Below are 13936 nucleotides of genomic sequence, written 5' to 3' on the forward strand. Positions count from 1 at the left end.
GTGAACGCTCCGTTCACCGCACGACAGCGGCGGCCATCGCGTGCAGCCGCAGCGCGAGTTGGATCTCCAGGGCCCGCGCCGGCGACTGCCAGTCCAGACCGAGCAGCCGCCCGACCCGTTCCAGCCGCTGGGCGACCGTGTTGACATGGACGTGCAGCGCGTCTTTCGTACGGGCCGGGCTCATACCGCAGGCGAAATAGGCCCCCAGGGTGCGGACCAGGTCCGTACCCCGGCGCTGGTCGTAGTCGACTACCTCACCTATGGTGCGGTCGACGAAGCCCTCGATGTCACGGGTGTCGGCGAGCAGCAGTCCGAGGAAGCCCAGATCCTGGGCCGCGGCGCCGTCGCCGGAACGCCCGAGCAGCCGCAGCGCGTCCAGGCAGCGTCTCGCCTCCGCGTACGCCTCGGCTATCGCGCCCGGCCGCGCGGCGGGTGACTCGACGACGGCCGAGGCCCCGATGGTGACGGGCTCGCGCAACGCCCCGCCGAGCTGGGCCGCCGCGCGGCGGGCCAGGCCGGCCGCCGTGTCACCGGGGGCGAGCGGCAGCAGCAGGACCGTGCCCCCGTCACGGGTGGCGGCCAGTCCCTGGCCGGTCGCCGCGAGATGCGAGGCGGCGGACCACAGCCGGCGCCGGTCGGCCGTCTCCCGTTCCGTGGTGTCGGGGGCGGGGCCGTCGATCCTGGCGGCCAGCACCACATGCGGGGCGTCGAGATCCGCGCCGAGCCGCACGGCCCGTTCGCGCAGCAACCGCGGATCACGGTCCGGGGCGTCGAGGAGATCGTCCAGCAGCTCGCCCCGCACGCGCTGTTCGGCCTCGCCCGCCGAGCGGCGGGCGAGCAGCAGCAGTGAGGTCACCATGGCGGCCCGCTCCAGGGTGCGCTGGTCGACGGGGTCCAGCCCTGGATGGCCGCGCAGGACGAGCGCGCCGAGCAGCTCGCCGCCCGCCGAGACGGCCACGCCCCAGATCCCGTCGTGACACTTGGCGCGGCCGTCGGTCCCCGTCAGCTCCAGGGCGGTCGCGGAGGCGGAGCCGGGGCCCGCGAACTCCACCGTGCCGTCCAGCACTTCGGACAGCGCGCTCGCCACGTCATGGACCCCGCCGCCGCGCAGCACGAGTTCGGTGAGCCGGTCGTGCACGTCCGAGGCGCGCTCGATGACCGCGCTGTGCTCCTTGATGATCTCATTGGCCTTCTCCAGCTCCGCGAGCGCGGAACGGGTCTCCCCCAGCAGATTCGCGGTGTCGATCGCGACCGCGGCGTGTGCGGCGAACGAGGCCAGCAGGGCGATCTGTTCACGCTCGAAGACCCGGGCCCGGCGGTCGGCGGCGAAGAGCACCCCGATGACCTGGCTGCCCAGCATGAGCGGGACACCGAGAATGGCGACCAGTCCCTCGTCGCGCACTCCGGAGTCGATGGCTCTGGTGTGCTGGAAGCGGGGATCGTCGAAATAGCTGTCGGTGACATAGGGACGCGCGGTCTGCGCGACGAGCCCGCCGAGCCCCTCGCCCATACCGAGTCTGAGCTGCTGGAAGCGGGCCGAGACCGATCCGTCCGTGACGCGCATGTACGTGTCGCCCGCGGCGGCGTCATTGAGACAGAGATACGCGACCTCCGTGCCCAGCAGCGAACGGGCACGCTGCACGATCGCCCGGAGCACCGCGTCGAGATCGCGCAGCCCCGCCAGGTCGTGCGCGGTCTCGAAGAGCGCCGACAGCTCGGCCTCCCGGCGCCGCCGCTCCGCCAGCTCGGCCCGCACCCGCAGGGCGAGCCGCTTGGCGTGCTCCAGCGCGGCGAGCGTCTCCGCGCCCGCGCCGTCGGCACGGGCGAGCAGCGCGGGCCGGTCGTATGCCTCCGCCGCGGCGCCGCGCGCGAGGAGTTCCAGGTAGGAAGCCTGATCGTGGGACATGGACACAGGATTACCCGTCGTACGGCCGGCTGCGCCAGCCCTGTGGACAACGCAAACGATGTGGACAACCCGGCCGCTCGGAAGGGTCAGTGCGCGGTCCAGCCGCCGTCGAGGGTGAGCGAGATACCGGTGATGAAGGACGCCTGCGGGGTGCAGAGATAGGCGACCGCCTCGGCCACCTCGTCCGGTTCGAGGAGGCGCTTCAGCGCGGAGTCCTGGAGCAGGACATCGGTGAGGACCCGCTCCTCGGGGATGTGGTGGGTCTCCGCCTGGTCGGCGATCTGCTTCTCGACCAGTGGTGTACGCACATACCCGGGGTTGACGCAGTTGGAGGTGACTCCGTGCGAGGCCCCCTCCAGTGCGGCGGTCTTGGAGAGACCCTCCAGGCCGTGTTTGGCGGCCACATAGGCCGATTTGAAGGGCGAGGCGCGCAGCCCGTGTACGGAGGACACATTGATGATCCGGCCCCATCCCTCGCCGTACATGTGCGGCAACGCGCCCCTGATCAGCCGGAAGGGCGCCTCCAGCATGACCGTGAGAACGGTGTGGAAGACATCGGGCGGGAAGTCCTCGATGGGGCGGACCAGTTGGAGTCCGGCGTTGTTGACGAGAACGTCCGTGCCTGCCGCGGCCCGCTCAGCCGCGTCGAGGTCGGTCAGATCGAGCACCCGTGGTTCGACGGTGCCCACCAGCCCCTTGGCGTCCTTGGCCAGACCGTCGAGCCCTTCGCCGTCCCGGTCCACGGCTCTGACCCGGGCCCCGGCCGCCGCGAGCCGCAGCGCGCAGGCCCGGCCGATACCGCTCGCGGCCCCGGTGACCAGGGCGACACGGCCGCCGAGGTCGAGCGCGACGGGAGCGGACGGGGCCCCGGCGGGAGCCCCGTCGAAGGCGGAAACGGTCTCGGTGGCGTCGGCGGAGGCGTCGGCAGGACCTGGTGTGGTGGGCGCGGTCATATTCCGCACCCTAAGCAGCGCTCAGGTCCCGACCGATGTGGTCGGCGCCCACACTTCAGTAGGAAGGCATAGGTTCAAACCATGTGGGTGCGTCCGTGAGCGCCTGCTTGATCCGGAGGAGCGCGAACTCCCCGAGCTCCGGCAGCCCGTCCACCGGGAACCACGCCACATCCAGGGACTCGTCGTCGTTGACCCGCGCCTCGCCCCCGACCGCACGGCAGCGGAAGGTGATGTCCATGTACTGGCACTCGTCGCCGTTGGGATAGACGACCGGTTCGAGCGCCTGGACGAGCACGACCCGCTCCACGAAGCACCGTACGGCGGTCTCCTCGTACACCTCGCGCACCGCCGTGACCGCGGGCTGCTCCCCCGGGTCCGGGATCCCGCCGATGATCGACCATCGTCCGGTGTCGACGCGGCGGCCCAGCAGTACGCGCCCGTCGTCGTCGAAGACGATCGCGCTGACGCCGGGCAGCAGAAGAAGCTGGTGGCCCGCGGTGGCGCGGATCTGTCGAATGAAGTCAGGGGTTCCCATGCGCCGACCATAACCGCCCGTCGAACGCGCCCAGGAGCCAACCGGACGTCGCCGGAAACCCTCAGGACGTCGTCCGAAACCCACCTGCCCTCGTCGGAAACCCCCGGAACCCCGGCCCGACGATCCGGGCAGGGCCTAACCCGCCGCCGCGTTCCTCCTGGCGCGTACGGAACGGGCCGTCGCCCAGCCGAGGCCGCCCAGCGCGACCGCCGCCAACAGGCCCTCGGGAAGCGTCCCGAGGCGGGTGGCGGGGGTCAGGGACGAGCGGAGCGGGACCTCGGCGACGAGCGCGCCCGGGGTGAACATCCCCGTCTTCTCGGTGATCCTGCCGTCCGGCTGGATGATCGCGCTGACGCCGCTGGTCACGGGGACGATGACCGTCCTGCTGTGCTCCACGGCCCGCACGCGCGACATCGCCAGTTGCTGGTAGGTCATCTCGCTGCGGTCGAAGGTGGCGTTGTTGCTGGGTACGGAGATGAGCTGGGCGCCGTGGGTGACGGTGTCCCGTACGGCCCAGTCGAAGGCCGCCTCGTAGCATGTGGCGAGCCCCACCTCGGTGCCCGCCAGGTCGAAGACGCCCGGCTCGGTCCCCCGGCCGAAGTCCCGGCGCACCATGTCCGCGTAGCCGGGGCTGATCATCCGTACGAGGGAGCGCAGTGGCAGATACTCGCCGAACGGCTGGATCTGCCGTTTGTCGTACGTGGCCGTGGGACCGCGCTCCGGGTCCCACAGGATCTGGGTGTTGCGCAGCGGTCCGGTGTCCGGGGTGACGACGGCGCCGACGGAGATCGGTACGCCGATCGCCCTCGCGGCCTGGTCGATCACGTCGCGCGCGTCGGGGTTGCGGTACGGATCGATGTCGGAGGAGTTCTCCGGCCACAGGACGAAGTCGGGCTGGGGCTCCTTGCCCGCCTTCACATCGTCGGCGAGCTGAAGCGTCCTGCGGACATGGTTGTCGAGGACCGCGCGGCGCTGGGCGTTGAATTCGAGACCCGCCCTGGGCACATTGCCCTGGATCGCGGCGACGGTCGCGGTGCCGTCCTCGGCCGAGTCGTCCACCAGCGGCAGAGCGGCGAGTGCCGCCACGACGGGGACGAGGACGGTGAGCGCGGCGACGGCCGCGGCGCGGCGCGGGACCGTGCGGGTCCTCCGGTACGCGAGGACCTGGCGTACCGCTTCGTACAGCCCGAAGCCGCACAGGACGACGCCGAAGCCGAGTACGGGCGTGCCGCCGACCGCGGCGAGCGGCAGGAAGACGCTGTCCGCCTGGCCGAAGGCGATCTTGCCCCAGGGGAATCCGCCGAACGGCACCCGCGCGCGGACCGCCTCGCCGAGGATCCAGACCGCCGCGGCCCAGACCGGCCACACGGGCAGCCGCGACACGGCGGCGATCCCCATGGCGGTGAGCGCGATGAAGAGCGCCTCGATGGCGACCAGCGCGAGCCATGGTCCCGGTCCGACCTCGGCGCCCGTCCAGACCAGGAGCGGCAGCAGAAAGCCCAGCCCGGCGAGATAGCCGAGGCCGAGTGCCGCACGTGGCCGGCGGCCGTACAGGCTCCAGGCGAGCAGGGCGAAGCCGGGCAGTGCCAGCCACCACAGGGTGCGGGGCGGGAAGCTCGCGTACAGCAGGACGCCGGACAGCGCCGCCGCGCCCGGCCTGGTGAACCGTCGCAGCAGACCGCGGCCGCCCGGGGCCGGGGTTGACGGAGTGGGCTCGACGGTGGTGATGGTGGCGCTCACCTGGCGGAGTCTACGGTGGGGCGCCGTATGCGGGGGAGCACGGGCCGACGACCTCGCGCAAGGAGAGGACCGCGCACAAGGGGACGACCTCCCGCGAGGGGACGGCTTCCCGCCAAGGGACAACCGCGCCCGAGGGAGGCGCGCGACGGAGGCGCCCGGCGCATACGCCCAGCGCGTGTCCCCACGTCCGGCCGACACGTGCGGCGGCGTACCTTCGCAATCCCTCCACACATGGGCACCGCTGCCATTACCGTGTCCGCCAGTCCTTGTCGCATGGCCGGATCCGGCGGTTGTGGACGGGGCCCGTCAGAGGTCGGGGGGCGACGGGATGGCCGCACCAGCGGAACCACCGGTGGAACGATCAGTCGTACCGGAACGCGCCGGCGCGCCCGATGCCGCCGGCGCCGTGGTCCTCGGTGCCTGCGCCGCATGGGCGCTGATCAGCGCGGCAGCGACCGACGGCAGACCCGAAGGCGTCCTGCTCGCGGTGCTCGCCGTCACGGCGGGGTACGCCAGCGGCCGGATCAGCGGGTCCCTGGCGCCGGTCGCGACGGCCTCCGTGATGGCGGTCGCCTGGCTGGCGGCGGCGATCGCATCAGGCCAGGACTGGTTCGGCGCGACCGTGACCGTGGGCACTCCGCCGGGCGACACGGGCGCGGTGGCCGGACTGCTGGTGCTCTCGGCGGGAGCGGTCTGCTGCGCGGCGACGGCGGCCGGTCCTCCATCGGTCCGGCTGGCCACGGGGCTGCTGGCGGTGACGATCGCGGCGACCGCGCTGCTGTTCGGTTCCGTCGCCGGGTTCGTCGCGGTGCTCGGGGTGCTGCTGTGTTCGTCGGCGGCGGTCAGGACACGGCGCCGGGTGGCCGGACTCGCCGGACTCGCCCTGGTCACGGTGCTGGTGGTGGGCGCCTCGTGGGCGGTGGCCGAGCAGGCGCTGCCCGAGGGACTCTCGGTCTCGCTGGAGGGGCAGCTCACCCAGCACCGGGTGGCGCTGTGGCAGGACGCGGCCGAACTGGCGACGGAACACCCCCTGCTGGGCTCGGGCCCCGACCGCTTCGGCGACCTCAGTCCGACCGTCACGCGGTCGCTGGACAGTGACCGCACCCCGCACTCGGCGGCGCTCCAGCAGGCCGCGGAACAGGGGGTGGTGGGGGTCCTGCTGCTGGGCGCCGTGTTCGGCTGGCTGCTGTACGGACTGGCTCGTTCGGCGTGCTCCACCCCCGTGGTCCTCACGGCGGGAGCCGCGCTGACCGCACTCGCCGCCGTGGCGAGCGTGGGCAACGCGCTCAGCTTCACCCCGGTGACGGCGGGCGCGGGTCTGCTCGCTGGCCTGGCCACGGCAAGACCGGAGACCGGCGCCCTTCCTGTGTCGTCCATCACATCCGCGCACACACCGGGGTGGGACGGAGACTCGGAGCGGGACGGAGACTAGGTGACGACCGCGGCGTTCAAGGGTCCGGGACCGTATCGCGGGCGTTCGGCGGACGGTCGGACGTATAGCGGACGGGTCGGGCGTATCGCGGACGGTCGGCCGTTCCACGGACGGTCGGCCGGGCAGCCCCTGGAGGGGATTCGCGCCCTCGGTCAGATGCCCGCCGTGTTGGACTTGGGCGCGAGTTGCAGACGGCTGCGGATGAAGCGCACCGCGGACTCGGCGTCGTCCACCGTCACGGTGAAAATCCTGCCGTCGCCCAGCTTGAGCACCAGGGCCTCGCCCCGGCGTACCACCACGGCCGTGCCCATCTCGGGCCGCCACCGATAGCCCCAGCCGCCCCACTGGCGCGGAGTGACCCTCGGCGCGAAGTCGGCGTCCACGACATGGGCGAGCAGGATACGGCGGCGCGGCAGGCCCATATGACCGCAGCGCACCTCCAGGCAGTCACCCTCCACCCGGACCGCCACATGCACGAACGCCAGGGTGCCGAAGAGGATCAGCAGTCCCGCCGCCACACACCCGACGACCGACATCAGCAGGGCGGCGTATCCGGAGGACCAGGAGGATTCCACGGCCAGCACGATCCCGAGTGCGATACACGCGGCGCCGGCGGCGGCGAGCAGCCACTGCGCGCGGTTGGTGGCGCGGCCTGTCCAGGTGTCGGGCAAGGGCTCATCGGGGTGGCCCTCATGCCGGGGGTGCTCCCTCATGTCTTGCAGAGTACCCAGCTTCCGATGGGACGGTAGTCCCTCCGCGAGCTGATGCGGCGTTACCCCGCGCACGCTCCGTACGGCCCTGTCCGTACTCCGCGCAGGGCGTCCGTACCGCACGCCGGGCGCCCGCACGGTCAGCGCCCGGGTCGGCGGTCGTCCCGTATGTGTCCCGCGGACGTCCAGCAGGCGCTCCGCACGTACTCCGGACGCCCCGCGGAGCATGCTCCGTTCGGGTCAGCGCAGTTGGTCGACGGCGGCGAGCAGCCGGCCCTCCGCGTACGCGAGCGCGGGCTCCGGGAGCACGGACTCGCGTCCGCTGAGCAGCACCGTGAGCCGCGCGCCCGAGGGACGACCCGGGACGGGGCCGGCGAGAGCGCCCGACGGACCGCCCGAGGAGCCGCCCACCGCGCCGCCCGACGGTCCCGTAGGCGTGACCGATGTCACCAGGACCCGGTCGTCGTCATGGCCGAGGTCGTCCCCGCCGGTCCCGGCGCCACCGACACCCGCGCCGATCCTGCGCAGCGCCTGCGCGGCGACCGCGTCGGCCGAGCCGTACAGGACCACATCCGGCAGACCGGGCCGCCGAAGGGCCGTACGGATACGTTCCGCCACCAGCTCGTAATGGGTGCAGCCCAGGACGACGGCCCTTACATCACGCGGTGTGAGCGCCGCCGCGGCGGCCACCGCGCGGTCGATCGCGGCCTCGTCGGCGGCGTCCACGGCGTCCGCCAGCCCCGGACAGGGCACCTCGGTGACACCGACGGACGGCGCGAAGTCGCGGATCAGTCCGTGCTGGTACGGACTGCCTGTGGTGGCCGGGGTGGCCCAGATCGCGAGCGGCCCGCCGCCCGCCGCGGCCGGTTTGATCGCCGGGACCGTACCGATCACCGGGAGCCCCGGCTCCAGTTCGGCGCGGAGCGTGGGCAGGGCGTGCACGGTCGCGGTGTTGCAGGCCACGATGAGCGCGTCGGGACGGTGCTCCGCCGCGGCGCGCGCCACGACGAGCGCGCGCTCGGTGACGTCCCGCGGGGTGCGCGGCCCCCAGGGCATTCCGTCGGGGTCGGACGAGAGAACGAGATCGGCGTCGGGGCAGAGCCTCCGTACCGCGCCGGCGGCCGCGAGCAGACCGATGCCTGAGTCCATGAGCGCGATCTTCACTCGGTCACCATAGTCGACAGCGTGTGCGGTCCCGCTGATGTGGGGCAGACTGCGGCGAATGAGCGCCGTTGCCTGGATCGCCATGGGTTCGCTGGCCATATGGGGCTGGCTGTTGCTGGGTCAGGGGTGCTTCTGGCGTACGGACCAGCGGCTGCCCGAGCATGAGGAGTACCACCTCGACGCGGCCGAAGCCGGGTCAGGGTCCGCAGGAGCCGGAGCGGAAGCGGGGTCCGGGGCCGAGACCGCCGGAGCCGATTCCGGGACCGCCGGGGCCGGGACCGCCGGGCCTGGAGCCGCAGGGCCTGGGGTCGCCGCCGGAGCCGAGTCCGGGACGGGGGCCGAAGCCGGTACGGGGGCCGGCGACGAGGCCCGCGTCCGCTGGCCGTCCGTCGCCGTCGTCGTGCCCGCCAGGGACGAGGCGGCGGTGCTCCCCGAGAGTCTGCCGTCCCTGCTGGCGCAGACATATCCCGGCGAGGCCGAGATCTTCCTGATCGACGACGGCAGCGAGGACGGCACGGGCGCACTCGCCCGTGAGCTGTCCGCACGGCTCGGCGGGCTGCCGCTGACGGTGGCCTCGCCCGGCGAACCGGAGCCCGGCTGGACGGGAAAGCTGTGGGCGCTGCGGCACGGCATCGCGCTGGCGCGCGCCCACGGCCCCGAGTATCTGCTCCTGACGGACGCCGATATCGCCCATGAGCCGGACAGTCTGCGGGAACTGGTCGCCGCCGCCAGGGCACGGGACCTCGATCTGGTCTCGCAGATGGCACGGCTCCGGGTGGTGAGCGTATGGGAGAAACTCGTCGTACCGGCGTTCGTGTACTTCTTCGCGCAGCTCTATCCGTTCCGCTGGGTCAACCGTCCCGGCCGCCGTACAGCGGCGGCGGCGGGCGGTTGTGTCCTCCTCCGTACGGAGGCCGCCGTACGCGCACAGGTGCCCGAGTCGATCCATCAGGCCGTGATCGACGATGTGTCACTGGCGCGGGCGGTACAGCGCAGTGGGGGCCGGATCTGGCTCGGTCTCGCCGAGCGGGTGGACAGTGTGCGTCCTTATCCACGGCTGGCCGATCTCTGGCGGATGGTCTCCCGCAGCGCCTACGCACAGCTCAGGCACAATCCACTGGTGCTCCTCGGGACGGTGGCGGGTCTCGCGCTGATCTATCTGGCGCCACCGGTGGCGCTGGGCACGGGTGTGCTCGGCGGGGACACGGCGGCGGGGTGGCTGGGCCTCGCCGCGTGGGCGGTGATGACGGGGACGTACATCCCGATGCTGCGCTACTACCGGCAGTCGCTCTGGCTGGCCCCGCTCCTGCCCCTCACGGCGTCGCTCTACCTGCTGATGACGGTCGACTCCGCCGTGCAGCACCACCGGGGCCGCGGCGCGGCCTGGAAGGGCCGTACGTACTCCCGTCCGCAGGCCGCTCCGGACCGCTGACGGCACGCGGTCCGAAGCGGCACGGAGCGGCCCGGAGCGGCTCTCAGCGGGCCCGGTCCGGGACACCCGTGCTGTCGTGACGGACCTCTGCCGGACTCCGGCGAACACCGCCGGACCGTACGTGTACCTGTACGCGCGTCCGCGCGTATATCACTTCCTGCCGGGCGTCCAGTTCATGCCCCAGCCATAGGCGTAATCGATGGTCCGCTGCGGACTGACGCCGCGTTCCGGTACGAGAAAGCGCGCTTCGCGCTGGACCACGAGGTCCGAGCCGGTATTGGTGATCAGCGCCAGTGAGCAGACCGTGGAGGGCACGGTGCATTCACCGAGTGAGAAGTCGATCGCGGCACCGTGCTGCGGCTGGAGAGTGACCGTCGCGTCAAGATCCGCGAAACTGCGGGCGCCTTCATAGATCGTCACGAAGATGACGATCCTGCGCAACCGGTCCTTGTGATCGAGGTTGATGGTGAGGTTCTCACCACTGGCACTCCCGCCTGTACGGTCGTCGCCGTCGAGATGGATGTACGGCGGCTGGTTGAGCGCGCCGAAGGCATTGCCGAGTGCCTGGACGACGCCTTTGCGGCCGTCGGTGAGTTCATAGAGAGCGCACAGGTCGAGATCGAGATCGCCATGCATGGCGACGGCCCGGCCGAGTTTGGCGCCCCAGCCCTTGAACTGTTTGCGCACCTGCCAGTTGAGGTTGACGCGCATCGCGCCGGAGCTGCCGCCCTGCTTGGCGAGGGAGACGGTCGGGGCTTCCTTGGTCAGCGTCACCTTGCTGAGCCGTACGGGAGCGGGAGGCGCGACGGGCGGAGCCGGCGGCACGGTCCGGGCGGGCGCGACGGGCGCGGCGGGCGGCACGGTCCGGGCGGGCACCGTGGCCGCCGCGGGTACCGTGGCCGCCGTAGCCGCGGACCGCTGCCCCGGTTCGTCGACCGAGATACCGAAGTCCGTTGCCAGGCCCGCGAGTCCGCTGCCGTACCCCTGCCCCACCGCGCGGAACTTCCAGCTCCCCTGGCGGCGGTACAGTTCACCCAGGACGAACGCCGTCTCGACGGTCGCGTCCTGGCTGTCGTACCGCGCGATCTCGGTGCCCGACGCCGCGTCCAGCACCCGTACATGGAGCCCCGGCACCTGTCCGAAGCTGCCGCCGTCGGCGGACGCCGCCAGGACGATCCGCTCGACGGTGGGCTCCACGCGCGCGAGGTCGACCGTGAGGGTGTCCGTGACCCCGGCTCCCCCGCTCGCCTTGTTCTCGTGGCGTACGGCGCCCGACGCGTGCACCGGCTGGTTGTAGAAGACGAAGTCGGCGTCGGAGCGGACCCGCCCCGAGACGAGCAGCAGCGCCGACGCGTCGACGTCCGGTACGCCAGGTCCCGAACGCCATCCCAATTCCACTCGGACAGCAGGCGCCGGTACCGGCAGATTGGCTCCTTTAAGCATGGCCATGCTCGCCCCCATCGCGGGTCGGGGTGTCCGAAGATTTCGTGCCGCCAACCTAATGGTAGGAACGCCCTTCGGACCCCGCGAGACCCGCCGGTAACCCCCCGCTAGCCTGCCCTTTACACGATCTGAACACCTTCGGACGACCGTTTTTCCCATGTTCGCTCGCATTGGGGATCCGAAGTCTCCCACAGCTACCGAAAGAACCCCCTTATCGGACTCCCCAACCGGCACATCGTGGGCTTAACTTATGTTCCATGACCTCCCCCCGCGCCACCTACGGCGGCGGTTACTACACCGCGCCGTCGTTCCCGGACACCCCTATCTACGACTCCCTGGTCGCGGAGCGGGGCACGCCTCAGATCGCGCCGATCCGAGTGCCTTCCGCCTATGACACGGGCAACAGCTATCTGCCGGCTCTGCCCTCCGCGCTGCCCGCCCTTCCCGCGGCGCCCTCCCAGCCCGCACCGTCGTACGGCGGCTACCAGCAGCAGCCGATGCCCATGCAGCAGCCCATGCCGCTGCAGCACGCGCCCGCGCCGTACATCCCGCAGCAGGCACCGCCGCGTGGGTACCCGGCCGCCCAGCCGCAGCCCCAGCCGCAGCGTCCGATGCCCGGTACGGGGTACGAGGCGATGCGTCCGGCGGCTCCGCGCCCGGCGCCCGCGCCGCCCACGCAGTACGACGACCCGTACAACCGGCCCTACCAGACGCGGGGGTACTGACCCGCGGGGTGCCGACCGGAGGTTCTGACCCACGGAGGTTCTGACCCAAGGGGATTCCGGTCTGCGGAGGTTCCGGTCTGCGGAGGGGTGACGACCTGGGGGTAGTGACCCGGGGAATGTGCCCGCTCGGGCCGGGGGCTGCTGACAGGATGGCTTCATGCCGAAGCCGGTCCCTCAGCCAGTCCAGTCGGTTCAGCCGGTCGAGTCGGCCCGGTCGGTGCGGCCGAACCGGTCGGTTCTGCACGCCCTGCGGGTCCATCCGGTCAAGTCGATGGCCGGCAGTACGCCCGAGCGCGCGCTCGTCGAGCCCTGGGGACTCGCCGGGGACCGGCGCTGGACACTGATCGACGGCACGGGAAAGGTGGTCACGCAGCGCCAGCGGCCACGGCTGGCCCTGGCCCGCGCCGAGTCGCGGCCGGACGGCGGGATCCGGCTGTACGCGCCCGGACTTGAGCCGCTGACGGTCCTCGAACCATGGACGGCGTCCGAGCCGCCCGCGGCGGCAGGAGAGCCGGAGCCGGGGGGCACGGGCACCGTCGTGGTGGATATTTTCGGGACCAAGGTCGAAGCCGTGCCCGCGGGGAGCGATGCGCACGAGTGGGCGAGCACCTACCTCGGGGTGGAGGTCAGGCTCGTCCATCTCGACGCGCCGGCCTCGCGCAGGCCTGTCGACCCGCAGTTCGCGCGGCCCGGGGAGACGGTCAGCTTCGCGGACGGTTTTCCGCTGCTCGTCACCACGCTCGGCTCGCTCGACGCCCTCAACTCCCTGATCGCGAGCGGGAATCACGCGGAGGAGGGCCCGCTGCCGATGGACCGGTTCCGGCCGAATCTCGTCGTGGCCGGGACAGCGCCCTGGGCCGAGGACGGCTGGCGCCGTGTCGCCGTCGGGGAGGTGGCCTTCCGGGTCGCCAAGCCCTGCGGTCGCTGTGTCGTCACCACCACGGACCAGCGGACCGCCGAGCGCGGCAAGGAGCCGCTGCACACCCTTGGCAAATACCGCCGGCTCGACGGACGGCTGATCTTCGGGCAGAACCTCGTCCCCGAGTCCACGGGCACGCTCCGGGTGGGTGATCCGTTCACCGTGCTCGACTGAACCCCGGCCCGCCCCGACGAACCCCGGCTTACCTCGAACGGCCGACCCGGACGGCCGGCCCGGACAGACCCGCCCTCGACGAGGTGAGTGCACGGGACAACGAGGTGAGCTTGCTCTCTCTTCGCCCCCATCGCGCGTAAACCGTGCTGCCCGCGGCTAAAACGGACACGGAAGGGGGTGCGAATCGGTGCGCACGCTACTGGGACTCTGGCGCTGGCGGCGCAACCCCCTGCGCAGAGCGACGGATCTGATCGAGGGATGGGTCGCGCTGGCGGCGGTGGGACTGTTCGCCCTGGCCGCACCTCTCGTCGGCTGGCTCTGCGGGAACGCCGTCGACGCGTCGTTGCGCGAGACGGTCCGGTTCCAGCACGAACACCGCCACCGGACGACCGCCGTGGTCGTCGGCCGCTCCGCCGAGCGCCATGTCGTCGCGTTCGACGCCGAGTCGGCCGCGGAGCACGACACGGGCGGCCGGGTGATCGCCACCTGGCGGACGGCGGACGGCGGCTCCCGTACGGGCCTCGTCCCCGCGCCCTCACGCGCGCCCCGGGCGGGCGACACCTTCGGCATCTGGGCCGACGAGCGCGGCAGACCGGTGAAGCCCCCGATGAACGCGGACAGCGCGCGTACCCACGCCGTTCTGGCCGGACTCGGCGCCGGGGTGCTGGCGGCCGGCCTGGTGGAGTGCGGCAGGCGGCTGATCGTATGGCGCCTGGTGCGGCGGAGGTACGAGCACCTCGACCGGGCATGGTCCAAGGCCGGCCCCGACTGGGGCCGCACCGGCGCGGGCGGCTAGATCCTGT

The 13936-nt window shown here is 72.1% G+C and carries 12 protein-coding genes; 5 read left to right on the forward strand and 7 right to left on the reverse strand.

The window, feature by feature from the left end; genetic code table 11:
- Positions 1-13 precede the first annotated feature (13 nt).
- The 4 genes from ACWGDX_RS32820 to lnt form a co-directional block, all read right to left on the reverse strand.
- The gene (locus ACWGDX_RS32820) at positions 14-1906 is read right to left on the reverse strand and encodes a helix-turn-helix domain-containing protein (protein ID WP_453631517.1); all 1893 of its coding nucleotides are present in this window, start codon (positions 1904-1906) and stop codon (positions 14-16) included.
- A gap of 86 nt (positions 1907-1992) precedes the next feature.
- Positions 1993-2859: a 3-hydroxybutyrate dehydrogenase gene (locus ACWGDX_RS32825; protein ID WP_453631521.1), complete on the reverse strand. Its 867-nt coding sequence runs from the start codon at positions 2857-2859 to the stop codon at positions 1993-1995.
- A gap of 55 nt (positions 2860-2914) precedes the next feature.
- Complete coding sequence (locus ACWGDX_RS32830; protein ID WP_453631522.1) at positions 2915-3394, reverse strand: NUDIX hydrolase; 480 nt, start codon at positions 3392-3394, stop codon at positions 2915-2917.
- Between the two features lie 135 nt (positions 3395-3529).
- A complete protein-coding gene (lnt, locus tag ACWGDX_RS32835; protein WP_453631524.1) occupies positions 3530-5134 on the reverse strand; it encodes an apolipoprotein N-acyltransferase in 1605 nt (534 codons plus the stop codon).
- A gap of 328 nt (positions 5135-5462) precedes the next feature.
- On the opposite strand from lnt, the gene ACWGDX_RS32840 reads away from it, so the two are divergent.
- Positions 5463-6566 (forward strand): O-antigen ligase family protein, encoded by a 1104-nt coding sequence (locus ACWGDX_RS32840; protein ID WP_453631526.1) that lies wholly within the window; start codon positions 5463-5465, stop codon positions 6564-6566.
- A gap of 152 nt (positions 6567-6718) precedes the next feature.
- Here ACWGDX_RS32840 and ACWGDX_RS32845 read toward each other — a convergent pair whose 3' ends face one another.
- Both ACWGDX_RS32845 and ACWGDX_RS32850 read right to left on the reverse strand, forming a co-directional pair.
- Complete coding sequence (locus ACWGDX_RS32845) at positions 6719-7279, reverse strand: hypothetical protein (RefSeq protein ID WP_363083642.1); 561 nt, start codon at positions 7277-7279, stop codon at positions 6719-6721.
- Between the two features lie 237 nt (positions 7280-7516).
- Entirely contained in the window at positions 7517-8440 is a 924-nt protein-coding gene (locus tag ACWGDX_RS32850) for a glutamate racemase (RefSeq protein WP_453631528.1), read from the reverse strand.
- Positions 8441-8498: 58 nt separating this feature from the next.
- Here ACWGDX_RS32850 and ACWGDX_RS32855 point away from each other — a divergent pair, with 58 nt between their 5' ends.
- Positions 8499-9872, forward strand: a complete 1374-nt coding sequence (locus ACWGDX_RS32855) for a glycosyltransferase (protein WP_453631529.1) — start codon at positions 8499-8501, stop codon at positions 9870-9872.
- Positions 9873-10022: 150 nt separating this feature from the next.
- On the opposite strand, the gene ACWGDX_RS32860 is transcribed toward ACWGDX_RS32855, so the two are convergent.
- Positions 10023-11333: a TerD family protein gene (locus ACWGDX_RS32860; protein WP_453631531.1), complete on the reverse strand. Its 1311-nt coding sequence runs from the start codon at positions 11331-11333 to the stop codon at positions 10023-10025.
- A gap of 239 nt (positions 11334-11572) precedes the next feature.
- On the opposite strand from ACWGDX_RS32860, the gene ACWGDX_RS32865 reads away from it, so the two are divergent.
- The 3 genes from ACWGDX_RS32865 to ACWGDX_RS32875 all read left to right on the forward strand — a co-directional run bounded on the left by ACWGDX_RS32865 (position 11573) and on the right by ACWGDX_RS32875 (position 13929).
- Positions 11573-12040, forward strand: coding sequence for a DUF6643 family protein (locus tag ACWGDX_RS32865; RefSeq protein WP_363083638.1), 468 nt, complete (start codon positions 11573-11575; stop codon positions 12038-12040).
- A gap of 157 nt (positions 12041-12197) precedes the next feature.
- Positions 12198-13133 carry an MOSC domain-containing protein gene (locus tag ACWGDX_RS32870; RefSeq protein WP_453631533.1) on the forward strand — a complete coding sequence of 312 codons (936 nt, stop codon included), beginning with the start codon at positions 12198-12200 and terminating at the stop codon, positions 13131-13133.
- 187 nt (positions 13134-13320) lie between these two features.
- A complete protein-coding gene (locus tag ACWGDX_RS32875) occupies positions 13321-13929 on the forward strand; it encodes an Rv1733c family protein (RefSeq protein ID WP_453631535.1) in 609 nt (202 codons plus the stop codon).
- Positions 13930-13936 lie beyond the last annotated feature (7 nt).

Source organism: Streptomyces sp. NPDC055025, from assembly GCF_053608565.1.

Excerpts from the sequence above, each read along its gene's own strand:
- ACWGDX_RS32820 (WP_453631517.1), bottom strand. The coding sequence starts at position 1,906 with ATGTCCCACGATCAGGCTTCCTACCTGGAACTCCTCGCGCGCGGCGCC.
- ACWGDX_RS32860 (WP_453631531.1), bottom strand. The coding sequence starts at position 11,333 with ATGGGGGCGAGCATGGCCATGCTTAAAGGAGCCAATCTGCCGGTACCG.
- ACWGDX_RS32865 (WP_363083638.1), top strand. The coding sequence starts at position 11,573 with ATGACCTCCCCCCGCGCCACCTACGGCGGCGGTTACTACACCGCGCCG.
- ACWGDX_RS32840 (WP_453631526.1), top strand. The coding sequence starts at position 5,463 with ATGGCCGCACCAGCGGAACCACCGGTGGAACGATCAGTCGTACCGGAA.
- ACWGDX_RS32845 (WP_363083642.1), bottom strand. The coding sequence starts at position 7,279 with ATGAGGGAGCACCCCCGGCATGAGGGCCACCCCGATGAGCCCTTGCCC.
- ACWGDX_RS32825 (WP_453631521.1), bottom strand. The coding sequence starts at position 2,859 with ATGACCGCGCCCACCACACCAGGTCCTGCCGACGCCTCCGCCGACGCC.
- ACWGDX_RS32855 (WP_453631529.1), top strand. The coding sequence starts at position 8,499 with ATGAGCGCCGTTGCCTGGATCGCCATGGGTTCGCTGGCCATATGGGGC.
- ACWGDX_RS32870 (WP_453631533.1), top strand. The coding sequence starts at position 12,198 with ATGCCGAAGCCGGTCCCTCAGCCAGTCCAGTCGGTTCAGCCGGTCGAG.
- ACWGDX_RS32830 (WP_453631522.1), bottom strand. The coding sequence starts at position 3,394 with ATGGGAACCCCTGACTTCATTCGACAGATCCGCGCCACCGCGGGCCAC.